A 23,392-nucleotide genomic window follows, 5' to 3' on the forward strand; every position below is an offset into this window, starting at 1 on the left:
AGGCGGCGACCATGCCGGTCAGCGCCGTGGTGATCATCACCCCCACCGTGGGGGGGGCGCCCGCGGGGCCCCCCCGCAACTTTCTGAACATTCTCCCAGGCCCAAGGTCAGTAATTCAGGCATCGCAAACCAGATGTCGTTTGATTGAGAGGGCTCGTTCGATGAAAGAGTGGGAAGTCATCTTTGCCGACCAGAAAGGCGCACCGTCTTCGATCGTGCTGCAGGCCGAACATTGCCCCAGCGAGGAAGACGCCGCACGTGCGATACGCACGCAGTTGTTCCCGGTCATGGATGAGCTGGACCTCAACGATTTTCAGGACCGGGCCATTTCTCCCACGGCACGCTGGCTCAAGGAGCACAGCGGCGTCACCATCACCAGTATCCACGAAGCGCCCTGAACCACAGGTTTGCGTGGTGCCTGCAAGGGCACTACGCTGCTGGAAGGTGCCTGCCGTTCTGCGGGCAGGCACCTCTTCAACTCGCGTCTTGCAACAGCTCGAACTGCCAGGCCATTACCGGCAGGTGCGTAGTGCACGGAAAGTCTATCCATCGCGTTACTCAGGAGGACGATTCATGAGCAGCCAAAACGACGACATCAGCAGCGACGTCCTGCGTCAGATGAAGGCAGGCGGTTTCGACTTCACTCAAATTCACCCCATCGAGTTCTATGCCGTGTTCCCGGACGAGGCTGCCGCGCGGCGTGCAGCCACGCAGTTCCGGGGCGAGTCGCTCAATGCCCAGGTCACCGAGCTGGGCGATGGGGGGTGGCACCTGGAGCTGAGCAAGGTCATGTACGCCACCCACGGCGGCATCGGCGATTTCGAGGAAACCTTCGAACAGCTGGTGACACCCTATGGGGGTGAAGTGGAAGGGTGGGGCGTCAAACAGGAGCGGCTTACCGCTTGATCCATGGCGTTCAGGGTCGCCGCGCGGCCCTGGGTTTCACGGCCTGCGCCCAGCCATATGGGTCAGGTAGGCCAACAGTTCATCCAGGTCATTTTCACTGAGCACATCAACGGTAAACCCCGGCATCTTGGCCTGGGGCCAATGCCGCACGCTTTGCGGGTTGCGGATCAGCATGCGCAGGTAGGCAGGCTGGAAGTATTCCGTAGGGCTATGCGGGGTGTTCAGGTCTGGCCCCACTTGACCATCACCGGCACCATTGAGGGTATGGCACACCAGGCAGTTTTGTTGAAACAGGGCAAACCCTCGCTGCTCGGGGCTGTGTGCAGGGAGTTGCGGGTCGGGGAGCAGCGCTGGGAAGCGTGTTTGCACGGGCGCAAGCTTGCGCAGTGTCGCGATCTGGAATGGCCATTGCTCTGGCCGTATGCCACTTGCCTGTGGGTGGGTCCAGACCAGGTAAAACGGCCCGGCACTGCCCTTGCCCTTGCCCAGTGCCGGCCAGGGGTGGGCTGGGTCTTCCACTGCCAACCACGCCCTGGCCGGGCCCTGTTGCAGCAAGGGTGCGGCCGGCATTTCTGCCGCGAAGCCATCGTTTGCAACGGCCTGCAGATGATCATCAGGGCCAATGCCCTCCAGCAACGCACTGAGGGGCACTGCACGGTAGTGCATAGGCCGCTTGTACGAGACATCGTGGTCGACCGCAACGGCCTGCGCCTGTGGGTGAGCCAGCAGCGCTTCGCTGCTCCATTGGCGTTCACCGTTGCCTAATTCGAGGTGCAGTTGTGCTGCCCAGGCGGGCAGGCCTGCAACCAGTGCAAGCAGCATGAGGCAGTAACGCATGGAAAGCTCCGACCAGTGAGGCCGGCAGGTTACCTGTGCGTCGCCCTGTGGCGCCAGCGCTGCGCTCAACCGAACAAGCGTGTGAGGTTCGGCAAGATCAGCAGCAAGGTGGTGGCGAAGAGTATGAGCCCGGCCTGGCGAACTTTTGAATGTCTGAACATGGCTGACCGCCTTCTTGTTGTTATTCCTGAATACCCGTTGGCTTCCTTGTCGCGCTTCGGGTCGATCACAGTGGCACCGTGTTGCGGGGTGACTGTTTGCCTCGTGTTACGTGATATACAACCAACAGTAGGGCCTGCGTTATCCATGATCGAGAACCCTTTGTTCTAAGCGAGTGCCTGCTGATTATTTCTGGCTATGTAAAGATCGCTGTGCACCGTGCCATGCTCTGGCTAGACGCCTGCGCCACGCTGCTGCCGGTGACCACCGGTTGTGACCGTTCGTCAGTGCAGCCTACTTGCTTGTACGTGCCTTTCGCGTCACGCTCTACACCTGATCCCTACCCATGTCGTTCAGGACTAACCCTATGTCGTTACGCATCTGCATCCTTGAAACCGATGTTCTGCGACCGGAGCTGACCGCCCAGTACCAGGGCTACGGCAGGATGTTCGAGCAGCTCTTTTCGCGTCAGCCCATTGCGGCACAATTTAGCGTGTACAACGTGATGAACGGCGATTACCCCGCCGACGACGAAGTCTTCGACGCCTACCTTGTGACGGGCAGCAAAGCGGATTCGTTCGGTTCTGATCCCTGGATCCAAACCCTCAAGGCTTACCTGCTGAAGCTGTACGCGCGCGGTGAAAAGTTGCTAGGCGTGTGTTTTGGCCATCAACTGCTGGCCTTGACCCTGGGTGGCAAGGCCGAGCGGGCGGAGCAGGGCTGGGGTGTGGGTACCCACCGGTACTCGCTGGCGACCCAGCAGCCATGGATGATCCCGCAGGTGCCAGAACTCACCCTGCTCATCAGCCACCAGGACCAGGTGACCGAACTGCCGGAAGGCGCGGCGGTGGTCGCATCCAGCGACTTCTGCCCCAATGCGGCTTACCACATCGGCGACCAGGTGCTGTGCTTCCAGGGCCACCCAGAGTTCGTCAACGATTATTCGCGGGCGTTACTCAATGCGCGCCAGGAACACCTGGGCGATGAGGTGTATCAGCGTGCAATCGCCAGCCTGGCCACCGAGCACCAGGGCGACCTGGTGGGTGAGTGGATGTTGCGGTTTATCCAGCAACCTGTCGGTAAACACGACGCCGCGTAAGGCGCAGGGCCGCGCTGCGGCCCTGGCCACCTCAAAGCCAGCCGGAGCGCTTGAAGCTGGCGTACAACCCCACGCAACCCAGGCCGATCACCCCCAGCACGGTGAAGTAGCCGTAGTGCCAGTTCAGCTCGGGCATGTTCTGGAAGTTCATCCCGTAGATGCCGGCGATGGCGGTAGGGAAGGCCAGGATGGCCGCCCAGGCGGCGAATTTGCGTTGCACGATGCTTTGGCGTGACGACTCCAGCAGCATGCCGATCTCGATGGTCTGGCTGGCGATGTCGCGGATACTCGACAAGTCTTCCATCTGCCGCGTCACGTGAATTTGCACGTCGCGAAAGTAAGGGCGCATGTTCTTGTCGATGAAGGGGAAACTCAGCCGCTGGAGTTCCTCGCTTATTTCCACCATCGGCGCCACATAACGGCGCAGGCGCAGGATATCCCGGCGCAGGCTGTGCAGGCGGCGTATGTCGTTTTCCTGCAGCGAGCCGCCCAGCACGCTTTGCTCCAGGGTTTCGATCTCGGCGTGGATGGCTTCGCTCACCGGCTGGTAGTTCTCGGTCACGAAATCCAGCAGCGCATACAGCACGAAGTCTTCGCCGTGTTCCAGCAGCAGCGGCCTGGCCTCGCAGCGCTGGCGCACCAGGGCGTAGGATTTCGAATGGCCGTTGCGGCAGGTGATGATGTAGCCGTTGCCGGCAAAAATATGGGTTTCGATGAATTCCAGCCGGCCCTGGTGACGTACCGGCGAGTAGGTGACGATGAACAGGGCATCGCCGAAGGTTTCCAGCTTGGGCCGGCTGTGCTTTTCCAGGGCATCCTCGATGGCCAGTTCGTGCAGGTTGAACTGGCGTTGCAGGTTGGCCAGTTCTTCGGCGTTGGGTTCTTCCAGGCCAATCCACACGAAATGGCCCGGCTTGCGGGCCCATTCGCTGCCTTCATCGATGCTGATGTTGGTGACCTTTCTGCCGGCGGTGTACACCGCCGATGCCACGACTCGCCCCATGGTTGCCCGCTTATTCCGGTTGAACACGGGCTACAGCTTGGTCCTTCCCCGCCCAGAGAGCAACCAGGCTCAGGGCTGTTCGGCTTCCATGTGGTCGATGCATTGCTGCATCTGCGCACGGCAGTGCTCGATGAGTGCGGGGAGGTCCTGCTGGGTCATGCCCGTGGTGGCGATGGGGGGCAGTGAGCGCACGCTGACCGTGCGTGGGTGCCAGCTGTTGAGGTCAAGGCGCCGGGCGTAGCGGCTGACGCACACCGGCACGATCGGCACGCCTGCCGCAATCGCCATGTGGAACGCGCCTTTCTTAAAGGCCAGCAATGTGTCGCCGGGGTTGCGTGTGCCTTCAGGGAATATCCAGATGGACGTGCCGTTCTGCAGTACGCGGGTGGTCTTTTGCAGGGCTTTGCGCGCCTGGTAGGCGTTTTTGCGGTCGACCAGCACGTTGCCACCCAGCCAGAACAGCTGGCCGAACAACGGGATCCAGCCCAGGCTTTTCTTGCCGATGGCAACGGTACGCTGCGGTACCACCTGGCCCAGCACAAAAAGGTCGAAGTTGGATTGGTGGTTGGCGACGATGACGCAGCCAGGCGGCTGGTCCCACAGCGGGCCCACCTCCGCCTTGACCTTGACGCGCATCAGCCAGGTGGCTGGCACGCTGTAAAGGCGTGCGAACACCCGGCTGTTGGCGGGGTTGAACGGGCGGCACAGGCCAATGACCAGGCCGACGGCACCCACGGCCAGAAAATGCAGGCCCAGCAGGAACATGCGAACACAATAGAGCATGGTACGACTCACACCAGACAGTCGCCCGTCAGTGTACGGCTGTGCACTGGCTGGGGCAAACAGGCGCGGTCAGCCCATGTGATGCTGGTCCAGTTCTATAGCCTTCTCCAGCGCATCCAGCAGCCCTTTGCGTACCTTGAGCTTGGTGTTCTTGTGGGCCAGCATGTTCAGCTTCTTCAGTTCGCGTGCGGCCGCCAGGGCGGCGTCGTGCAGTTGTTCAGCCGGCACCACCTTGTCGAGGAAGCCGGCATCCACCGCGCCCTGTGGGTCGAACACCTCGGCGTTGATCACCGAACGGTGGAAGGCCGAGCGGCGCAGGCGGTCCCTGGCCAGTTCGATGCCCGCATGGTGCATGGTCATGCCGATCTGCACTTCGTTCAGGCAGACCTTGTAGGGGCCTTCGACGCCGATGCGGTAGTCGGCCGACAGCAGCAGGAAGGCGCCTTTGGCCACGGCATTGCCCGGGCACGCCACCACGACGGGGAAGGGGTGCGACAACAGGCGGTGGGAGAGGGTGGAACCGGCGGTGACCAGGCTGATGGCTTCTTTGGGGCCGCTGGTCATCACCTTGAGGTCGTACCCGCCAGACAGAATGCCGGGCTGGCCGGTGATGATCACCACGGCGCGTGCCTCGGTGGCACGGTCCAGGGCCTCGTTGAACGCGGCGATCACCTGCGGTGAGATGGCGTTGACCTTGCCGTTGTTCAGGGTCAGGGTGACGATGCCGTCTTCGGCGTGGTAGGTAATCAGCTCGCTCATGGCGCAGTCCTGTTGTTGGCGTGGCGATGACGTTACCCAGCGCCGAGGGCCAGGTAAAGCAGCAAGGCTGACTGGCCAGTCAGCCCTTGCCGGGCTTCTGATGCAAATACATGAAAAATTTGAAAAAAATGCTTGCCAAAGAAAAGACCTTCCACTAAATTAGCGCGCCTCGACAGGCTGAAAGGCTTGAAGGGAAAACGGTGAAGTGTCCGAGTGGTCGAAGGAGCACGCCTGGAAAGTGTGTATACGAGAAATCGTATCAAGGGTTCAAATCCCTTCTTCACCGCCACATTCTACGAAAAGCCCCCGCGCTGAAAAGCCCGGGGGCTTTTTGTTGTTGGCTGTTTTGTGAGGGCTGGAGGGGTGTGGCCCCAGTGAGACCCACCCCCATCCCTGTAGGAGCCGGTTTACCGGCGAACACCGGCGCAGCCGGTGCCACCCCCACTCATCCAGTGCCTTGGTATTAAAAGCTAACCGTCGCCGCCAGCCGGGCGGTGCGCGGCGCACCCTGAAACAGGTAATTGTCTCCCAGGTAATCCCCCACATCGCGCCAGTAACGCTTGTCGAACAGGTTATCCACCGTCAGCCGCAGCACCGTGTCGTACCCACCCACCTGTGTGCGGTAGCGGCCACCGAGGTCGAATACGGCATACCCGCCCACCTTCACGTCGCCGTTTTTGCTCGCCGCTTTACTGGCGCTGTAGCGCCCGCCGCCCAGCAGCGCCAGCCCCGGCACCGGCAGGTTGTACTCCCCATACAGGGCCGCCCGGAACCTGGGTACGTTGATCGCCTGGTGGCCTTCATAGGCCTCAGTGCCGCTGCCCTGCACCCGCGCGCGAATGGCGGCTGCGCTGGCCTGCACCTGCAGGTTGGACGTAAGCCAGCCAGTGGCCCCCAGCTCCAGCCCGGTATTCTTCTGCTGGCCTTGCTGCACATAGGTGAAGCTGCCGCCGCCGTCGGGCCTTGCATACTGGTAGGCCTGGCGTATCTGGAACAAGGCAGCGCTCAGGCTCAGGCCTTGCCAGTCGTGTTTCACGCCCACCTCCAGCTGGCGCGACAGGGTTGGGGCAAGTATCTCGGCAGCATTGCTGGCAAACCACGGCGCTGTGCCGCCGGCAGAAAGCCCTTTGGCATAGCTGGCGTACAGGGTGGTGTCCGGCTGCGGTTTGTAGATAAGCGCCGCATTGGGCAGCAACTGGTACTGCTGGGTGTGACGCCCGGCAACACCGTCCTGGTCCCAGGTTCGTTCGTCCAGGCGTACCTCGCGGGCGCCCAGCACGGTTTGCCACGCCTCACTGAAATGGATGCGGTCGGTGACAAACAGCCCGTACTGGCGGCTGTCCAGGCGCCGCTCGCTGGCGCCCACCGGGTTGCTCGATGGCGCCAGGGCCGGGGCGCCGGTGGCGATGTTGCCGGTACCCAGCCACTCGTTGTAGTAGGGCCGCTGGTCCTGGGTGCGGCGCTGGGCGCTGGTGCCGAGGGTCAGCTCATGGCCCACGCCCAGCGCATCGAAGTGCCCATCCAGGGTGGCCTGCACTTCATCGATACGGCGCGTGTCATCGGGGCTGCGGAAGTCGTAGATGTCGTAGTCGCCGGTGCCGGAGAAGAACGCACCTTCGCTCGAGCCCCAGGCAAAGGCACTGTAGTCGTCGATGACCGCTTTGCTGCGGGACCCGCTGAGCGTGGCGGCCCATGCGTCGCTGAAGCGGTACTCAAAGCGCCCGCCCAGGTTCAGCGAGTCATTCTGTACCGGTTTGGCCCAGCCCTGATAGGCCAGGCGGTCATGGGGGGCTATGCCATGGGGCACTTCGCGGCCACCCAGTAGCTGATAGCCCGGCACCGAGCGTTGTTCGCGGTGCTGGTATTCCGCATCGAGCTGCAAGGTGGCAGCAGGGCTGAGCTGCCAGTCGAACGCCAGCGAGGCAAAGTCCCGCTTGCCGTCGGCGTGCTCCACATACGAGCCGATGGTCTCGTGCGCCAGGTTGGCACGCAGGCCGAACTGCCGCTCGCTGCCGAACCAGCCGCCAAGGTCGGTGGCCAGGTAGCGCCCACCCTGGTCGGTGCCGGCCAGCGTGACACTGCGCACCGCTTCAGGCCGCTTGGTCACATAATTGATCAGGCCCCCGGGTGCGGAGACACCGCTCTGCAAGCCAGACAACCCCTTCAATAGCTCTACCTGCTGCTTGTTCTCCAGCGCCACATTCTGCTCGCCGACCACGGTCTGGCCGTTGACGCGGTAGCTGCTGGCAGCATTGAGCTCAAAGCCTCGCACATTGAAGTTCTCGTAGTAGCCCACGGGTGCATAGCTTTCGCCCACTGCGGCGTCACCCTGCAGCACTTCGCTGAGCAGGCGCACCTGGCGGTCTTCCAGCATTTGTTGGCTGAATACGCTAATCGCAGCGGGGGTATCCAATGTCGGGCCCGGCTGGAAGCCGCCGACCGCGGCCTGGGTTGCCTGGTAGCTGCCTGCGGCATACGTATCGGACACCTGCACCGGCGCCAGCTCCAGGCTGCCCTGGCCAAGGGCGTTGGGGCACTGCAAGGCCAGGCCCAGGCTGAGCAGGCTGAAGGGCAGGCGAGGGTTGCACGCAGGCATGTCGAGGTTCCTGAAGGCCAAGAAAAAGGCGGCATCTTAGCAGGCGCCTTCGGCCCGAAGCGATCAGTGCGCGCCGTTGGGGTCAGGCCATGGCTGGCGTTGCGCGGCGGGCCAGGCCCCACACCAGCAGCGCCAATGTGCCAATCGCCAGCCCTGCCACCACGATGCCCGGCCAGCCATGGTGCTGGAACAGCTGCGTACCCAGCAGCGAGCCCAAGGCGCCGCCAATGAAGTAGCAGGTGATATACCCCGCATTAAGCCGCGTACGGGCCTCGGGCCGCAGGGCGATAACGGCATTCTGGTTGCTGACGTGCACCAGTTGCACCGCCAGGTCCAGCATCAGCACCCCCAGCAGCAACGCCACCAGCGACTGCTGGGCGAACCCCAGTGGTACCCAGGACAGCAACAGCACCACCAGGCCTACGGTGGTGCCCAGCGCCCCTTTGCCATGGTCTGCCAGGCGGCCCGCCCAGTTGGCCGACAACGCGCCCGCGGCCCCCGCCAGCCCGAACAGGCCAATCACCGCGTCGGAGTAATGGTAAGGCTCGCTGGCCAGCAGGAAGGCCAGCGGCGTCCAGAACAGCGCAAACAGGCTGAATGCCAGCAACCCCAGCAGCGAACGCAGGCGCAGTACCGGCTCCTGGGCAAACAGCCTGAATACCGAGCCGATAAGCGCCGGGTACTTCAGCCCAGCATGGCTGTGGTGCTGGGGCAGGTTGCGGTGCAGGGCCAGTGCAGTAATAGCCATTAGTACGGCGGCCAGCACATAGATGCTGCGCCAACCACCCAGCTCGGCCATGAAGCCGGCTGCGGTGCGTGCCAGCAGGATGCCCAGCAACAGGCCGCTCATCAGCGTCCCTACCGCGCGCCCCCTGAGGTTGGGCGCGCTGAGGGACGCGGCCATGGGCACCAGAATTTGCGCCACCACCGAGAACAGTCCGGTAAGCGTGGTACCTAGAATCAGCCAGGGCAGGCTCGGGGCGCACGCACTGATGATCAGCCCAAGGGTGGCGATGGCGGTCATCACGGTAATCAGGCGGCGCTGCTCGAACAGATCGCCCAAAGGCGCCAACAGCAGCAGGCCGGCGCCGTAGCTCAGTTGCGCGGCGATGACGATGCTGCCGGCAGCCGCGGTGCTCAGGCCGAACTGTTCGGCAATGCTGTGGAGCAACGGCTGGGCGTAGTAGTTACTGGCCACGGCCAGGCCGGTGGCGGTGGCCATCAGCAGGATCAGGGCGCGGCTGAGGGTGGGGTTGGTCATGCGGATCTCTTGGCGGGCAGTGTAAACAAGGGTGGCTATGGGCAGGCGTCGTAGCTCAGGTGGCGGCGACGATCACCAGGGTGTGTGCGGCAAGCGTCACTTCATCGTCAACGCGTTTGCCGATCAGTTGCTGGCCCAGCGGTGAGCGAGGGGTGATCACGGTGGTTGCCTGGGTGCCGTCGGCGATCTTCAAGCCAGCGGCTGCGGGGCCCAGAAACAGCTGCTGCCGGGCTCCCTTTTCATCCTCCAGGGTGATCAGGTTGCTCACCTGGACGCCACGTTGCGGGTCGTAGTCGCGCAGCAGCAGTTGTTGGTAGCCGAGCAGCGCCTGGCGGATCTCGGCGCTGCGGCGCGCCTGGCCGGTAGCCAGGTATGAAGCTTCCAGGCCCAGTGTGTCGTACTTGTTCTCGGCAACGTTTTCTTCGGCTGTTGCCGTTTCGTAGGCGGTTTGCGCGGCGCGGGTCAGCACGTCCAGGTCACGCTCAAGGGTGGCGACGATCTGTGCCAGTAAAAGTGGCTTGTTCATGATCAGTAGCAAAACTCCAGCACGTTGGCCTGGCTTTTGTCGGTGGGCGCCGTACGGTTCTGTTGCAGCCAGAACTGGCACTTGGGGCTGTCGAGGTTGCGCGGGTCGCCTTGTGCGGCTTCTGCCGCCTGTTTCTGCAACCCCTTTTTATACTGCTCGAACATGCGCGCTTGGGAGTCTTCGGCAGCCGCTGGCGGGGGCGCTGTATGCGGGGCGCTGGTATTGGCGGCCTCGTCCAATGGCCGTGGCGGCTCTGGCCATATGAATGACGCAGCCCAGATGCTTAGTGCAATGGCGCCAGCGCCAAGCCACAGGCCCACCGCTACGCTGAGTATCAAAGGCAAAGGCCTGAGGGTAATCCTCAATTCGCGGGGGCGGGGCATGGCAGTCTCCTGGGTATCAGAATGGGCGCATTGTCGCATGGGCAGGGTAATAATCCGCGACGGTGCTTTCGCTGGCCTTAGTTTATGCGCAGAATTCGCGTTTTTGGGCATGGGCGAGGGCGGGGCACGTGAAAGCCACCTGGGATATCTTCTGCACGGTCGTCGACAACTATGGCGATATCGGCGTCACCTGGCGCCTGGCTCGCCAGTTGGTTGCCGAGCATGGGGTGGCCGTGCGTCTGTGGGTGGATGACCTGCGGGCATTCGTGCCGTTGTGCCCCGGCGCCGACCTGGGCGCAGCCCGGCAAATGCAACAGGGTGTCGAGGTGCTTCACTGGCCGGCCGAGTGGGCGCCCGCGGGTACGGCGGATGTGGTGATTGCCGCCTTCGGTTGCCGCTTGCCTGACGCCTATGTCGAAGCCTTGTGCAGCCGCCCGGCCCCAGCCTTGTGGCTGAACCTGGAATACCTCAGCGCCGAAGACTGGGTCGAGGGCTGCCATGGCCTGCCGTCACCCAAACCCAATGGGTTGCGCACCGTGTTCTTCTTCCCCGGGTTCACCGAGCGTACGGGCGGGCTGCTGCGTGAGGCCGGTTTGCTGGCCCGCCGCGAGGCGTTCGAGGCCGACCCTGCCCAGCGCGCCGGGCACCTTGCCAGGCTTGGGGTACAGCCCCAGGCCGGCGCCACCCTGATTTCGCTGTTCGCCTACGAAAACCCGCAACTGGGCGGCTGGCTGGACGCCCTGGCCAACGCTACCAACCCCAGCCACATGCTGGTGCCCCAGGGCCGCATCGTGCCTGAGCTTTGCGCCTGGCTGAATGAGCCTGAACTGGTGGTAGGCGCCATTCACCAGCGTGGTACGTTGACCGTGCAGGTGTTGCCTTTCGTCAGCCAGGATGATTACGACCGCTTGCTGTGGTGCTGCGATTTCAACGCGGTGCGCGGCGAAGATTCGTTCGTGCGCGCCCAGTGGGCCGGGCGGCCCATGCTGTGGCACATCTACGTGCAGGAAGAGAATGCCCACTGGGAAAAACTCGAGGCGTTTCTGGCGATTTACCGCAAAGGCCTGTCGGAGCCTGCCGCGCACGCGCTGCTGACTCTATGGCGGGCCTGGAACAAGCATCAGGACATGGACACCGCCTGGCGCGGGTTCATGGTGCACTGGCAGGAACTGCAGGCCCACGCCCGCCAATGGTGTGCAAAACAGGCCGCCCAGCCGGACCTCGCCATGACGCTGGTACAGTTTTACCGAAATTGGCTATGATATGCGGCCTCGATTTTTATAAATCCATCCAGATTCGGATACTGCGTAATGAAAACTGGTAAAGAACTGAAACCCGGCACCGTACTGCGGATCGACAACGACCCGTGGCTGGTACAAAAAGCCGAATTCACCAAGTCGGGTCGCAACAGCGCGATCATGAAGACCAAGCTGAAGAACCTGCTGACCGGCTACAAGACCGAAACCGTATACGGTGCGGACGACAAGCTGGACGACGTGATCCTGGATCGCAAAGAAGCGACCCTGTCGTTCATCAGCGGTGACTCGTACACCTTCATGGACACCACCGACTACACCATGTACGAGCTGAACGCCGAGGACATCGAAGCCGTTCTGCCGTTCATCGAAGAAGGCATGGAAGACGTCTGCGAAGCCGTGTTCTTCGAAGGCCGCCTGGTGTCGGTTGAACTGCCGACCACCATCAGCCGCCAAGTGGTCTACACCGAGAACGCTGCACGTGGCGACACCTCGGGCAAGGTCATGAAGCCTGCCAAGCTGAAGAACGGTACCGAACTGCAGGTTGCCGACTTCATCAACATCGACGAGTGGATCGACATCGACACTCGTGAAGGTGGCGTGTACAAAGGCCGTTCCAAGAAGTAAACCTTCTTGCGTAACGCAAAAACCCGGCACTTGCCGGGTTTTTTTATGCATGCTGAAAGCTGTGCCCGTTACAGGCTCTTGTGCAGCCGATCGCGCAGTTCCAGCAAGTCTTGCTGCAATTGCTGCAACCCTTCAGGTGTGCGCCCGCTGGCTTCAAGGATGCGTTGCGGCACCTCCTTGGCCTGTTCCTGCAACGCACGCCCTTTGTCGGTCAGCTGCACCATCACAACCCGCTCATCCTCCCGGCTGCGGGTGCGCTTGAGCAGGCCTTCGCTTTCCAGGCGTTTGAGTAAAGGGGTGAGTGAGCCTGGGTCGGTCAGCAGGTGCTGGCTGATCTCTCCCACCGTCAGCCCATCATGTTCCCACAGCACCAGCATGGCCAGGTATTGGGGGTAGGTGAGGTTGAGGGCTTGGAGCAGCGGCTTGTAGACCTTCGTCATCAGCAACGAGGTAGAGTGCAGGGCGAAGCAGACCTGGTTGTCCAGGAGCAGCTCGGCGCCAGTGGCTTTGGTGTCGGCGTTCATGCAGGTCCTTGAATTCGTCGAATAAGAATCTCGCACGCTGATGGTTGGTGCGCTCACTACCAGCGTCATTCACTGCGCAGCGCCCGCGGCCCGGCTGGGACGAGGGTCAAGCGGCTCTTGAAGAATTCGAGCAGCAATACGCCAGCAGAGTTCGTTTCAAATTCACGACACTACGTATTTGCGTTCCCCTGTCGCCTTGCAGTCGCTAGCATGGCCGGCTTGATAGCGTGTTGAAGCGGAGCCAGGATGATCGAGTGGGTGTTGTATGCGGTGCTGGGCGCAGGCCTGGGCACTGTGGGTGGGCTGTTCGGGATTGGCGGCGGGTTGATCGCCATTCCGGCGCTTGGCGTGCTGTTTGGCCTGGACCAGCAGCTGGCCCAGGGCACAGCGCTGGTGATGGTGGTGCCGAACGTGCTGCTGGCGCTGTGGCGCTACCACCAGCGCAACCGTATCGAGCTGCGCCATGCCTTGCCGCTGTCGTTGTGCAGTTTCGTATTCGCCTGGTTAGGGTCAATGTGGGCGGTTGGGCTGGATGCTCACTCGATGCGGCTGGGCTTCGTCGGCTTTCTCGTCGCGCTGGCGCTCTGGAATATCGCACGCCTATTCATGAAGGTAGCGCCAGCCAGCGCCGAAATGCGCCACCCTTGGCCTTGGCTGGGTGTGTTGGGCAGTTTTGCCGGGACCATGGGCGGGCTGTTCGGCGTCGGCGGCGCGGTAGTGGCCACGCCAGTGCTCACCAGCGTGTTCGGCACTACCCAAGTGGTGGCACAGGGGCTATCGCTGGCGCTGGCGGCGCCCAGTACCTTGGTCACACTGGTGACGTACGGGGTGCACCACAGTGTGGACTGGTCGGTGGGCATCCCGCTGGCGGTGGGCGGTTTGCTCAGCATCAGCTGGGGCGTAAAACTGGCCCACGCATTACCCGAAAAAGTGCTGCGTGGCATGTTCTGCGTGTTCCTGGTGGTGTGCGCCATCATGCTGGCCTTCGAGCTGTAGCCGGTGGCGGCTACTTGAAGCCTTCGATGATGTAGTCGGCCATGCAGTCGGTAATGGGCGATGCAACGCTCGGGCTGCGCACCAGCATCACGTTGGCCAGTGGCAGCTGCGGCAACCCCTCGTTTTCGCCAAGGATGCGCATGTTGCCGCCGATCAGGCTCTGCAGCTGGGCAGTCACCGCCAGGCCAGCAGTAACCACGGCAAAAATCGCCGACAGGCTGGGGCTGGTGTAGGCGACCCGGTAGTCGATGCCCTGGGCCTCCAGGGCGTTGCAGGTCCAGGCGCGGCAGAAGCATTCGGTGTTGAACAATGCCAGGGGCATGGGCCGCTGCTCCTGGGGGCAGAAGCCTTCGGCAGCAGCCCACACCAGCCGCTCCTGGCGCAACAGCTGGCCCACTTCGTTACCGGGCTCGCGGGTAACGATGGTCAGGTCCAGGTCCTGGCGCTGCATCAGTTGCCGGGACGTGTCGCAATGCACCTCCACCTGTACCAGTGGGTAGGCCTTGGCGAAGCTCGACAGAATGCTCGGCAAAAAGCGCATGGCGTAGTCATCCGGCGTGCCGATGCGCACCACCCCGACCATGTGCGGCATCCGCAGAGTATTGAACACTTCCCCGTGCAGCTTGAGTATGCGGCGGGCGTAGCCCAGCAGTACCTGGCCTTCGGCGGTGAGCCGCACCTGCCGGCCGTCGCGCTCGAACAGCTGGCGCTGCAGGATGTCTTCTTCCAGGCGTTTCATCTGCATGCTTACAGCAGACTGTGTGCGGTTGACCACTTCCCCTGCGCGGGTGAAGCCGCCTTGGTCGGCGATGGCCACGAAGGTGCGCAGTACATCTGCATCAAGGCTCTGGTACTGAGACATTGCATCAATCTCCGAGATGCTTTGCATAAGAAACATTCGTTGGATTGATCTTAAGCCCGGCGAGAGACTGAAGCCATCGACACGGAGGGCTTCACGATGAAAGGTAACTACAGCACCATCCCGGCACCGGCCTTTTCACTCAAGCACCTGTTGCGTGCAGCCCTGCAGCGCCCCTCGCGCTGGCTGGAACTGCACCGCCAGCGCCGGGAACTGGCCAGCCTCAGCGACGCTACGCTGCACGACCTGGGGCTGAGCCGTGCAGATATCCACCAGGAAAGCGAGCGGCACTTCTGGGACGACCCGTTGCACAAGTGAAGCGTGGCAGGTCAGCGCCGTACCTGTTTCAAGGTTTCGGCGATCAGGAATGCCAGCTCCAGTGATTGGTCGGCGTTCATGCGTGGGTCGCAATGGGTGTGATAGCGGTCCGACAGGCCATCTTCGGTGATCGGCCGCGCACCCCCGATGCATTCGGTGACGTTTTGCCCGGTCATCTCGATATGGATGCCGCCTGCATGGCTGCCTTCGGCCTGGTGCACCTGGAAGAACTGCTTCACCTCATCGAGGATCTGTGCAAAATCGCGGGTCTTGTAACCGCTACTGGCCTTGATGGTGTTGCCGTGCATCGGGTCGGAACTCCACAGCACCTTGCGCCCCTCACGCTCCACAGCGCGGATCAGCCCCGGCAGGTGGTCACCCACCTTGCCTGCGCCCATGCGTACGATCAGGTTCAGGCGGCCTGGGTCGTTGGCCGGGTTGAGGATGTCGATGAGGCGCAGCAGGGCTTCGGGGTCCATGCTCGGCCCCACCTTCACCCCAATCGGGTTGTGCACACCGCGCAGGAATTCCACGTGGGCACCGTCCAGTTGCCGGGTACGGTCGCCGATCCACAGCATGTGTGCCGAGCAGTCGTAATAGTCGCCGGTCAGGCTGTCCTGGCGCACGAACGCTTCTTCATAGTTGAGCAGCAGCGCTTCGTGCGCGGTGAAGAAGCTGGTTTCGCGCAGTTGGGGGGCAGTGTCCAGGCCGCAGGCGCGCATGAAAGCCAGGGTTTCGTCGATGCGGTTGGCTAACTGATGGTACTTGTCGGCCAATGCCGAGTTGGCGATGAAGTCCAGGTTCCACTTGTGCACCTGGTGCAGGTCGGCAAAACCGCCCTGGGCGAAGGCGCGCAGCAGGTTCAGGCTGGCGGTGGCCTGGTGGTAGGCCTGCAGCAAACGCTCAGGGTCAGGGATGCGGCTTTTTGCATCAAACCCGATACCGTTGACGATATCGCCACGGTAGGCGGGCAGGGTGACGTTGCCAATGGTCTCGTCGCCGGCCGAGCGCGGCTTGGCGAACTGGCCTGCCATGCGGCCTACCTTCACCACCGGGCAGCCGGCCGCGAAGGTCATGACAATGGCCATCTGCAACAGCACTTTGAAGGTGTCGCGAATTTTGGCCGCCGAGAACTCGGCGAAGCTTTCTGCGCAGTCCCCGCCCTGTAACAGGAAGGCACGCCCTTCGGTCACCTCGGCGAACTGGCGCCGCAATTCACGTGCCTCACCGGCGAACACCAGGGGCGGGTAGCTGGCCAGGGTCTGTTCCACCTTGAGCAGGTGCGCGGCATCGGGGTAGGTCGGTTGCTGCTGGATCGGCAGTGCGCGCCAGCTGGCAGGGCTCCACGGTTGGTTCATGTCAGGCTCGGTCATGTAGGTTGCAGGCTTGACGCCATGTTAACAGTTGGCGCTGCGCTTGTTGCAGCGAGGGTGTTGGCGGACAATGCCCCTTTTGCGCGGGTGGGTGTGGAACATGGAGGCGGAACGTCAGGAGCGGCTACTGGCACGGGTGGAGGATGCCTTCGGCGTCATCAGCGTGTACGAGGTGGATGACTACCGCTTTCTGGAATTCGGGGATGCCATCGAGCAGAGCTGTGTGTTCACTGCCGACCCCAGCTGGCTGGAGTACGACTATACCCGTGCCATGCTGGTGGGCGCGTTGTGCCATGAGCAGCCCGAGAGCGCGCTGTTTCTTGGCCTGGGCGCCGGTACGCTGACTCAGGCGTGCATGAAATTTTTGCCGCTGGAGGACATCGAGGCCATCGAGCTGCGCCCGGACGTGCCGCGCCTGGCCATGGAGCACCTGGGCCTGGATGACGACCCGCGGCTTTATGTGCGTATCGGCGATGCGCTGGAGCTGCTGCCCACTGCCGAGCACGCCGACCTGGTGTTCGTTGACCTGTACACCGACCATGGGCCGGGCGTGGGGCACCTGGCATGGGGGTTTCTGGAGCGTTGCCAGCAGCAGCTCAACCCCGGTGGCTGGCTGGTGATCAACCAATGGGCCACCGACGATGGCAAGCCGCTGGGGGCGGCGCTGCTGCGGGGTTTGTACCATCGCCATTACTGGGAGCTGCCGGTGAAGGAGGGCAATGTGATATTGCTGGTGCCGGCAGACTTGGACCAGGCGCTTGACCTCGACAGCATGCGCGCCCGCGCCGAAGCACTGGCGCCGCGCCTGGGTTATAGCCTTGACGGGTTGATCCGAGAGATTCGCCCAGCCACCTGAAAACTGCGTCGCATTCTTCGCGGGTAAATCGGATCGCCGCACCGCCGCTCCCACAGGGATCGGGCCAGCATCCAGATTTTGTGGAGGACAGATACTTCCAAAGGTTGCGCTGTCCTTGTGGGAGCGGCGGTGCGGCGATCCGATTTACCCGCGAAGAGGCCAGCGCAATACGCCGAAGGGAATCGATTCAGCCCTCTGCTGCCCCATGGCCCGGCAATACCACTGCATGCTGAAAAAATTCCTCACGTAGTGCGCTATTTCGGGTATAGTACGCGCCGGTCTTTTAGCGGACCTCAAAATCAGGCGGTGCAAATCCTCCGAGTCCAGCTTCGGCTGCACGTCCGCTAGGCGGACCTTCCCACGTATTCTTTTTCAATCGTTTTCGCAAATCCCCGCCGCCAAAGCTGCCTGGGTGACCTGTCGGTCTTTCATGGCTTGTGCAGCTTTGGAGCATGGGTCTTTGCGGATGCACCTAGAGGCAGACCCATGACCCAGGAAACCGGCGGCTTCGCCGCTCTCGATCTCAATCCGAACATTGTTGCTGCTGTGGTAGCTACCGGCTATGAAGAGCCGTCCGCCATTCAGCAACAATCGATCCCGATCATCCTCGCCGGTCACGACATGATCGGCCAGGCGCAGACGGGCACCGGCAAGACCGCTGCCTTCGCACTGCCGATCCTCAACAAGATCGATGTGAGCAAGCGCGAACCGCAAGCCCTGATCCTGGCGCCAACCCGTGAGTTGGCGCTGCAAGTTGCTACCGCTTTCGAAACCTACGCCAAGCAAATGCCTGGCGTGAACGTGGTTGCCGTGTACGGTGGTGCCCCGATGGGCCCACAGCTGCGCGCAATCCGCAACGGCGCGCAAATCGTCGTGGCCACCCCGGGCCGCCTGTGCGACCACCTGCGTCGTGACGAAAAAGTCCTGTCGACCGTTCAGTACCTGGTTCTGGACGAAGCCGACGAGATGCTCAAGCTGGGCTTCATGGACGACCTCGAAGTGATCTTCGATGCCATCCCGGCTACCCGTCAGACCGTGCTGTTCTCCGCCACCCTGCCGTCGTCGATCCGTTCGATCGCCGAGCGTCACCTGCGCGAACCCAAGCACGTCAAGATCCAGACTAAAACCCAGACCGTTACCGCGATCGACCAGGCTCACCTGATGGTGCACGCCGACCAGAAGATCCCGGCAGTGCTGCGTTTGCTGGAAGTGGAAGAGTTCGACGCGCTGATCGCCTTCGTGCGCACCAAGCAAGCCACCCTGGACTTGGCCGCTGCGCTGGAAGCCAAGGGCTACAAGGCTGCTGCGCTGAACGGCGACATCGCCCAGAACCAGCGTGAGCGCGTCATCGACTCGCTCAAGGATGGCCGCCTGGACATCGTCGTGGCCACCGACGTCGCGGCCCGTGGCCTGGACGTACCGCGCATCACCCACGTGTTCAACGTTGACATGCCGTACGACCCGGAGTCCTACGTTCACCGTATCGGCCGTACTGGCCGTGCCGGTCGCGAAGGCCGTGCCTTGCTGCTGGTCACCCCGCGTGAGCGCCGTATGCTGCAGGTGATCGAGCGCGTGACCGGGCAGAAGGTTGCCGAAGCACGTCTGCCTAACGCCCAGGCCGTGCTGGATGCCCGCATCAAGAAGCTGACCACCAGCCTGGCACCGCTGGTTGCCGAAGCAGAAGCTACCCATGGTGAGCTGTTCGACCGCCTGACCACCGACCTGGGCTGCAGCGCCCGTGCCCTGGCTTCTGCGCTGCTGCGCAAGGCCACCAACGGCCAGGCACTGGACCTGGGTGCTGTAGAGCGCGAGCAACCGCTGGTACCGAGCTTCGCCCCACGGGGTGAGCGTACCGAGCGCGGTGAGCGCAGCGACCGTGGTGAACGCGGCGAGCGCGAGCGCCGTGCACCGCTGCCACTGGCCGAAGGCCGTGTGCGTTGCCGTACCGCCCTGGGTGCCCGTGATGGTATCGCCGCCAAGAACCTGCTGGGTGCGATCCTGAACGAAGGTGGCCTGGCGCGTGATGCCATCGGCCGCATCCAGGTGCGTGACAGCTTCAGCCTGGTCGAGCTGCCGGAAGACGGCCTCGAGAAGCTGCTGGCCAAGCTCAAGGACACCCGCGTAGCCGGCAAGCAGCTGAAGCTGCGTCGCTACCGCGAAGATTGATCCTGGTGCTGTGATAAATCCCCGACTTAGTTCGGGGATTTTTTTTGCCTGCGGTGGGAGTCAACCGAACCGGTAAATGTCCATGCCCAGGGCCCCCAGGGTGAAGCCTTGGTGCACCACCTTGAACTCGCCCCCTGCGCCAAGGGCGAAGAACAGGGGCAGCAAGTGTTCGTCACTGGGGTGGTTGCGTTGGGCGAATGGCGCCTGCTGGCGGTAGCCCAGCAATGCAGGTTGGTCATCAGCCTCCAACTTTTGCACCACCCAATCCCGAAACGCCAATGCCCAGGGCTCGATCACCTCGGGCCCTGCGTGCCAGTCCAGCTCGCCCAGGTTATGGGTGATGCTGCCTGAGCCCACCAACAGCACGCCTTCCTCACGCAGGCGCGAGAGTGCCTGGCCCACCTTGACCTGCAAGACCGGCCCGCCATGGCTGGGCAGCGACACCTGAACCACCGGAATGCGTGCATCGGGGTACATCAGCGATAGGGGTACCCAGGCGCCATGGTCGAATGGGCGCTGCGTGTCCGGTTGTGCCTGTAACCCCGCAGCTTGCAGCAAGGCGCAGGCCTTGTATGCAAGCTCAGGTGCACCTGGTGCGGGGTACTGCACGGCATACAGTGCCGGCGGGAACCCATGGAAGTCGTGCCAGGTTTCTGGTTGTGAACTGGCAGTGACCAGCAGCCCGCGGCTTTCCCAATGCGCTGAAACCACCACAACGGCCTTCGGCCGTGGCAGCGCGTTGGCAAGGCCGGCCAGCGCCGGCCCGCTGGCGCCAGGCTGCAGGGCAAGCATGGGTGACCCATGGGAAATGAACAGGCTAGGGAGCATGGCGGGGTCCTGAGGGGTAAGATGCAATCATCTTCGACCAACTTCAGATCGAATTCCAAACCAAGTTTTACCGGTAAACCATCTAAAAACTGGGAGTGATCATGGAGCCAGCTTTCTGGCAGCAACGCTGGGCGAACAATCAGATCGGCTTTCACCAAGCGCAGGTGAACCCGTACTTGCAAGCGTTCTGGCCGGGCCTGCAGCTAATGCCCGGTAGCCGTGTACTGGTACCGCTGTGTGGCAAGAGCCTCGACCTTGCCTGGTTGGCAGGGCAGGGGCATGAGGTGATGGGCGTGGAGCTGTCGCGCCAGGCGGTGCAGGCATTTTTTGACGAGCATGGGCTGCAGCCGCAGGTGCGGCAGCACAATGGCTTTGAAGTGTGGAGCAGTGCAGGGATCGAGTTGTGGTGCGGGGATTTCTTTGCGCTGCAGGCCCAGGACGTCCAGGGCTGTGCAGCGTTTTATGATCGCGCCGCACTGATTGCCCTGCCGGTTGCCATGCGCACGGGCTACCTGCAGGCGCTTTCGGCCCTGTTGCGGGAAAGCTGTCGTGGCTTGGTCGTGACCTTTGATTACGACCAGTCGCTGCTGGGCGGCCCACCGTTCTCGGTGGGTGATGACGAGTTGCGGCAGGGGTTCGCTGGCTGGCAGGTGGAGGTGTTGGAGCAGGCTGAGGTCATTGAGGGGAACCCCAAGTTTCAGCAGGCCGGGGTGCCGAGTCTGCTTGAGCGGGTGTACAAGGTCAGCAGGTAATGCTGGGTTGCCAGTGCCGGCCCATTCGCGGGTGAACCCGCTCCCACAGGGTGGACGAATGGGCCGGCACTGGCGCAACAAAAAGGGCGACCGTAGTCGCCCTCAATGCATTGGCTGCTGGGTCAGCCGCGACGGCGCAGGGCGTCGATGCGGTCTTCCAAGGGTGGGTGGCTCATCAGCAACCCGGCCAGGCCTTGTTTGAGGCCGCCATTGATGCCGAAGGCCTTCATGGTATCGGGCATGTGCACTGGTAGGCCTTGCTCCACACGCAGGCGCTGCAGCGCGCCGATCATTGCAGAGGTGCCAGCCAGGTTAGCACCGGCCTCATCGGCACGGTACTCGCGGCGGCGCGAGAACCACATCACGATGATGCTGGCCAGAATGCCCAGCACCAGCTCTGCAACGATAGTGGCCACGTAGTAGGCGATGCCCTGGCCCTCTTCGTTCTTGAAGATCACCTTGTCGACGAAGTTGCCGATGATACGGGCGAAGAACATCACGAAGGTGTTCACCACGCCCTGCACCAGCGCCAGGGTGACCATGTCGCCGTTGGCGACGTGGCCGATTTCGTGGGCCAGTACGGCACGCACTTCATCAGGCGAGAAACGCTCCAGCAAACCTTGGGACACGGCCACCAGGGCGTCGTTACGGTTCCAGCCGGTGGCGAAGGCGTTGGCCTCGTAAGCCGGGAAGATACCCACCTCGGGCATCTTGATACCGGCCTCGCGGGACAGCTCTTCGACCGTTTGCAGCAGCCACTGCTCGTGACGGGTGCGTGGCTGGCTGATGATTTGCGTACCGGTAGACATCTTCGCCATCCACTTGGAGATGAACAGCGAAACGAGGGAGCCGGCAAAGCCGAAGACTGCACAGAACACCAGCAAGCTGCTGAGGTTCAGGTCAACCCCATTGGCGGCCATGAACCCGTTGAAACCGAACAGGCTCAGAGTAATGCTTGCAACCAGCACCACCGCAAGGTTGGTGGCCACAAACAACAGAATGCGCATCATGGTTGTTACGTTCTCCTGACGGATGAATTGTCGCTTACTGCGGGGTATATAAGGGGCCTGCCGTTCCGATTCAATCGGCGGACTATTTCAAACTGTGTATGGCGGAGTATGGCAGAGGCGGGGGTAGTGGCTGTGGGATAGAGCGTTGCAGGATGTAAGAAACATGGCTTGTCTAAGGCGCTGCTGTGAAGTCGAGGTCGAGCGCGGCGCGCCATCCACGCGCCACCCCCCGAAAAACCGTCACACCCTACTGCGAATACCCCTTGAGGAAATTCCCGATCCGCCCAATCGCCGCTTCCAGGTCATCCACCCGTGGCAACGTCACTACGCGGAAGTGGTCTGGCCACGGCCAATTGAAGGCAGTGCCCTGCACAATCAGCAGTTTTTCAGCCAGCAGCAGGTCCAGCACGAACTTCTCGTCGTTGAAGATCGGGCAGACCTTGGGGTCGATGCGCGGGAAGGCGTATAGCGCGCCCATCGGCTTCACGCAGCTCACCCCGGGGATGTCGTTGAGCAGCTCGTAGGTACGGTTGCGCTGCTCCAGCAAGCGCCCCGGCGGCAACACCAGGTCGTTGATGCTCTGGTAACCGCCCAGCGCAGTCTGGATGGCATGCTGGGCTGGCACGTTGGCACACAGGCGCATGTTGGCCAGCATGTCGATGCCTTCGATGTAGCTCTGGGCATTGTGTTTGGGGCCCGAGATGATCAACCAGCCAGAACGGAAACCCGCCACCCGGTACGACTTGGACAACCCGTTGAAGGTGAGGCACAGCAGGTCGGGGGCCAACGAAGCGGTGCTGATGTGCACCGCTTCGTCATAGAGGATCTTGTCGTAGATCTCGTCCGAGAACACCACCAGGTTGTGCTGGCGTGCCAGCTCCAGCATGCCGCGCAGCAGCTCGGTGGAATACACCGCGCCCGTGGGGTTGTTGGGGTTGATAATGACCAGTGCCTTGGTGTTCGGGGTGATTTTGGCCTTGATGTCGGCAAGGTCGGGGAACCAGTCAGCCTGCTCGTCGCACAGGTAATGCACCGGCTTGCCGCCTGCCAGGCTCACGGCTGCGGTCCACAGCGGGTAGTCGGGCGCCGGGATCAGCACCTCGTCACCGTTGTTGAGCAAGGCCTGCATCGACATGACGATGAGTTCGGACACCCCGTTGCCCAGGTAGATGTCCTCGATGCCGACGCCTTCGATGCCCTTTTGCTGGCAGTACTGCATCACCGCCTTGCGGGCACTGAACAGGCCCTTGGAATCGCTGTAGCCCTGGGCAGTGGGCAGGTTGCGGATCACGTCCTGAAGGATTTCATCCGGCGCTTCGAAGCCAAACGGCGCCGGGTTGCCGATGTTCAGCTTGAGGATGCGGTGGCCTTCCTCTTCCAGGCGCTTGGCGTGCTTGAGCACTGGGCCGCGAATGTCGTAGCAGACATTGGCGAGCTTGTTCGATTTGCTGAACTGCATGATGGAATCCCGATTGAGAAAACGCGCTACGCCCTGCCGAAAGGTTTGTAAGGGCA

At 62.4% G+C, this 23,392-nt stretch carries 23 protein-coding genes, 1 tRNA gene and 1 pseudogene; 11 read left to right on the top strand and 14 right to left on the bottom strand.

Annotation, left to right across the window (positions count from 1 at the left end):
- The first annotated feature begins 161 nt into the window (after window positions 1-161).
- Together IAE38_RS20790 and IAE38_RS20795 are read left to right on the top strand one after the other, a co-directional pair.
- Window positions 162-398 carry a hypothetical protein gene (locus IAE38_RS20790; protein WP_028634758.1) on the top strand — a complete coding sequence of 79 codons (237 nt, stop codon included), beginning with the start codon at window positions 162-164 and terminating at the stop codon, window positions 396-398.
- A gap of 175 nt (window positions 399-573) precedes the next feature.
- Window positions 574-906, top strand: a complete 333-nt coding sequence (locus tag IAE38_RS20795; RefSeq protein ID WP_201219070.1) for a ribonuclease E inhibitor RraB — start codon at window positions 574-576, stop codon at window positions 904-906.
- 36 nt (window positions 907-942) lie between these two features.
- On the opposite strand, the gene IAE38_RS20800 is transcribed toward IAE38_RS20795, so the two are convergent.
- The gene (locus IAE38_RS20800) at window positions 943-1,743 is read right to left on the bottom strand and encodes a cytochrome c (protein ID WP_201219072.1); all 801 of its coding nucleotides are present in this window, start codon (window positions 1,741-1,743) and stop codon (window positions 943-945) included.
- A gap of 526 nt (window positions 1,744-2,269) precedes the next feature.
- Here IAE38_RS20800 and IAE38_RS20805 point away from each other — a divergent pair.
- Window positions 2,270-3,001 carry an amidotransferase gene (locus IAE38_RS20805; protein ID WP_201219074.1) on the top strand — a complete coding sequence of 244 codons (732 nt, stop codon included), beginning with the start codon at window positions 2,270-2,272 and terminating at the stop codon, window positions 2,999-3,001.
- A gap of 31 nt (window positions 3,002-3,032) precedes the next feature.
- Here the strand turns inward: IAE38_RS20805 and IAE38_RS20810 are convergent, their stop codons facing one another.
- The 3 genes from IAE38_RS20810 to IAE38_RS20820 form a co-directional block, all read right to left on the bottom strand.
- Window positions 3,033-4,004, bottom strand: a complete 972-nt coding sequence (locus IAE38_RS20810; protein ID WP_028634762.1) for a magnesium and cobalt transport protein CorA — start codon at window positions 4,002-4,004, stop codon at window positions 3,033-3,035.
- Between the two features lie 69 nt (window positions 4,005-4,073).
- A complete protein-coding gene (locus IAE38_RS20815) occupies window positions 4,074-4,787 on the bottom strand; it encodes a lysophospholipid acyltransferase family protein (RefSeq protein ID WP_201164834.1) in 714 nt (237 codons plus the stop codon).
- A 69-nt stretch (window positions 4,788-4,856) separates the two neighbouring features.
- Entirely contained in the window at window positions 4,857-5,546 is a 690-nt protein-coding gene (locus tag IAE38_RS20820) for a crotonase/enoyl-CoA hydratase family protein (protein WP_028634764.1), read from the bottom strand.
- 199 nt (window positions 5,547-5,745) lie between these two features.
- Between IAE38_RS20820 and IAE38_RS20825 the strand changes: the two genes are divergently transcribed.
- A tRNA-Ser gene (locus IAE38_RS20825) sits at window positions 5,746-5,835 on the top strand.
- A gap of 174 nt (window positions 5,836-6,009) precedes the next feature.
- Here IAE38_RS20825 and IAE38_RS20830 read toward each other — a convergent pair.
- The 4 genes from IAE38_RS20830 to IAE38_RS20845 all read right to left on the bottom strand — a co-directional run bounded on the left by IAE38_RS20830 (window position 6,010) and on the right by IAE38_RS20845 (window position 10,312).
- Window positions 6,010-8,142: a TonB-dependent siderophore receptor gene (locus IAE38_RS20830; protein WP_201219075.1), complete on the bottom strand. Its 2,133-nt coding sequence runs from the start codon at window positions 8,140-8,142 to the stop codon at window positions 6,010-6,012.
- Window positions 8,143-8,224: 82 nt separating this feature from the next.
- Window positions 8,225-9,403: an MFS transporter gene (locus tag IAE38_RS20835; protein ID WP_028634766.1), complete on the bottom strand. Its 1,179-nt coding sequence runs from the start codon at window positions 9,401-9,403 to the stop codon at window positions 8,225-8,227.
- A gap of 55 nt (window positions 9,404-9,458) precedes the next feature.
- Window positions 9,459-9,929, bottom strand: coding sequence for a GreA/GreB family elongation factor (locus IAE38_RS20840; RefSeq protein ID WP_060481565.1), 471 nt, complete (start codon window positions 9,927-9,929; stop codon window positions 9,459-9,461).
- 2 nt (window positions 9,930-9,931) lie between these two features.
- The gene (locus IAE38_RS20845) at window positions 9,932-10,312 is read right to left on the bottom strand and encodes a hypothetical protein (RefSeq protein WP_201219076.1); all 381 of its coding nucleotides are present in this window, start codon (window positions 10,310-10,312) and stop codon (window positions 9,932-9,934) included.
- Between the two features lie 128 nt (window positions 10,313-10,440).
- Here IAE38_RS20845 and earP point away from each other — a divergent pair, with 128 nt between their 5' ends.
- Together earP and IAE38_RS20855 are read left to right on the top strand one after the other, a co-directional pair.
- Window positions 10,441-11,574 (top strand): elongation factor P maturation arginine rhamnosyltransferase EarP, encoded by a 1,134-nt coding sequence (gene earP / locus IAE38_RS20850; protein ID WP_201164831.1) that lies wholly within the window; start codon window positions 10,441-10,443, stop codon window positions 11,572-11,574.
- A gap of 48 nt (window positions 11,575-11,622) precedes the next feature.
- Entirely contained in the window at window positions 11,623-12,195 is a 573-nt protein-coding gene (locus tag IAE38_RS20855) for an elongation factor P (protein WP_028634770.1), read from the top strand.
- Between the two features lie 68 nt (window positions 12,196-12,263).
- Here the strand turns inward: IAE38_RS20855 and IAE38_RS20860 are convergent, their stop codons facing one another.
- Window positions 12,264-12,719: a MarR family winged helix-turn-helix transcriptional regulator gene (locus IAE38_RS20860; protein ID WP_201219077.1), complete on the bottom strand. Its 456-nt coding sequence runs from the start codon at window positions 12,717-12,719 to the stop codon at window positions 12,264-12,266.
- Between the two features lie 246 nt (window positions 12,720-12,965).
- On the opposite strand from IAE38_RS20860, the gene IAE38_RS20865 reads away from it, so the two are divergent.
- Complete coding sequence (locus tag IAE38_RS20865; RefSeq protein WP_201219078.1) at window positions 12,966-13,715, top strand: sulfite exporter TauE/SafE family protein; 750 nt, start codon at window positions 12,966-12,968, stop codon at window positions 13,713-13,715.
- Window positions 13,716-13,725: 10 nt separating this feature from the next.
- Here IAE38_RS20865 and IAE38_RS20870 read toward each other — a convergent pair whose 3' ends face one another.
- The gene (locus IAE38_RS20870; RefSeq protein ID WP_042141622.1) at window positions 13,726-14,577 is read right to left on the bottom strand and encodes a LysR substrate-binding domain-containing protein; all 852 of its coding nucleotides are present in this window, start codon (window positions 14,575-14,577) and stop codon (window positions 13,726-13,728) included.
- 96 nt (window positions 14,578-14,673) lie between these two features.
- On the opposite strand from IAE38_RS20870, the gene IAE38_RS20875 reads away from it, so the two are divergent.
- The gene (locus IAE38_RS20875) at window positions 14,674-14,892 is read left to right on the top strand and encodes a DUF1127 domain-containing protein (protein WP_201219079.1); all 219 of its coding nucleotides are present in this window, start codon (window positions 14,674-14,676) and stop codon (window positions 14,890-14,892) included.
- A gap of 11 nt (window positions 14,893-14,903) precedes the next feature.
- On the opposite strand, the gene IAE38_RS20880 is transcribed toward IAE38_RS20875, so the two are convergent.
- The gene (locus tag IAE38_RS20880; RefSeq protein WP_028634775.1) at window positions 14,904-16,250 is read right to left on the bottom strand and encodes a class II 3-deoxy-7-phosphoheptulonate synthase; all 1,347 of its coding nucleotides are present in this window, start codon (window positions 16,248-16,250) and stop codon (window positions 14,904-14,906) included.
- A 115-nt stretch (window positions 16,251-16,365) separates the two neighbouring features.
- Here IAE38_RS20880 and IAE38_RS20885 point away from each other — a divergent pair, with 115 nt between their 5' ends.
- Entirely contained in the window at window positions 16,366-17,121 is a 756-nt protein-coding gene (locus IAE38_RS20885; RefSeq protein ID WP_201219091.1) for a spermidine synthase, read from the top strand.
- A 452-nt stretch (window positions 17,122-17,573) separates the two neighbouring features.
- A pseudogene (locus IAE38_RS20890) lies at window positions 17,574-19,287 on the top strand (DEAD/DEAH box helicase).
- A gap of 60 nt (window positions 19,288-19,347) precedes the next feature.
- On the opposite strand, the gene IAE38_RS20895 reads toward IAE38_RS20890, so the two are convergent.
- A complete protein-coding gene (locus tag IAE38_RS20895; protein ID WP_201219080.1) occupies window positions 19,348-20,115 on the bottom strand; it encodes a DODA-type extradiol aromatic ring-opening family dioxygenase in 768 nt (255 codons plus the stop codon).
- A gap of 101 nt (window positions 20,116-20,216) precedes the next feature.
- Between IAE38_RS20895 and IAE38_RS20900 the strand changes: the two genes are divergently transcribed.
- A complete protein-coding gene (locus tag IAE38_RS20900; protein ID WP_201219083.1) occupies window positions 20,217-20,867 on the top strand; it encodes a thiopurine S-methyltransferase in 651 nt (216 codons plus the stop codon).
- A 122-nt stretch (window positions 20,868-20,989) separates the two neighbouring features.
- Here IAE38_RS20900 and htpX read toward each other — a convergent pair whose 3' ends face one another.
- Window positions 20,990-21,877, bottom strand: a complete 888-nt coding sequence (gene htpX, locus IAE38_RS20905) for a protease HtpX (RefSeq protein WP_028634780.1) — start codon at window positions 21,875-21,877, stop codon at window positions 20,990-20,992.
- 247 nt (window positions 21,878-22,124) lie between these two features.
- Window positions 22,125-23,336 carry a pyridoxal phosphate-dependent aminotransferase gene (locus tag IAE38_RS20910; protein WP_028634781.1) on the bottom strand — a complete coding sequence of 404 codons (1,212 nt, stop codon included), beginning with the start codon at window positions 23,334-23,336 and terminating at the stop codon, window positions 22,125-22,127.
- Window positions 23,337-23,392: the final 56 nt, after the last annotated feature.

Source organism: Pseudomonas sp. S32 (assembly GCF_016648095.1).
Taxonomy (GTDB): Bacteria; Pseudomonadota; Gammaproteobacteria; order Pseudomonadales; family Pseudomonadaceae; genus Aquipseudomonas; species Aquipseudomonas parafulva.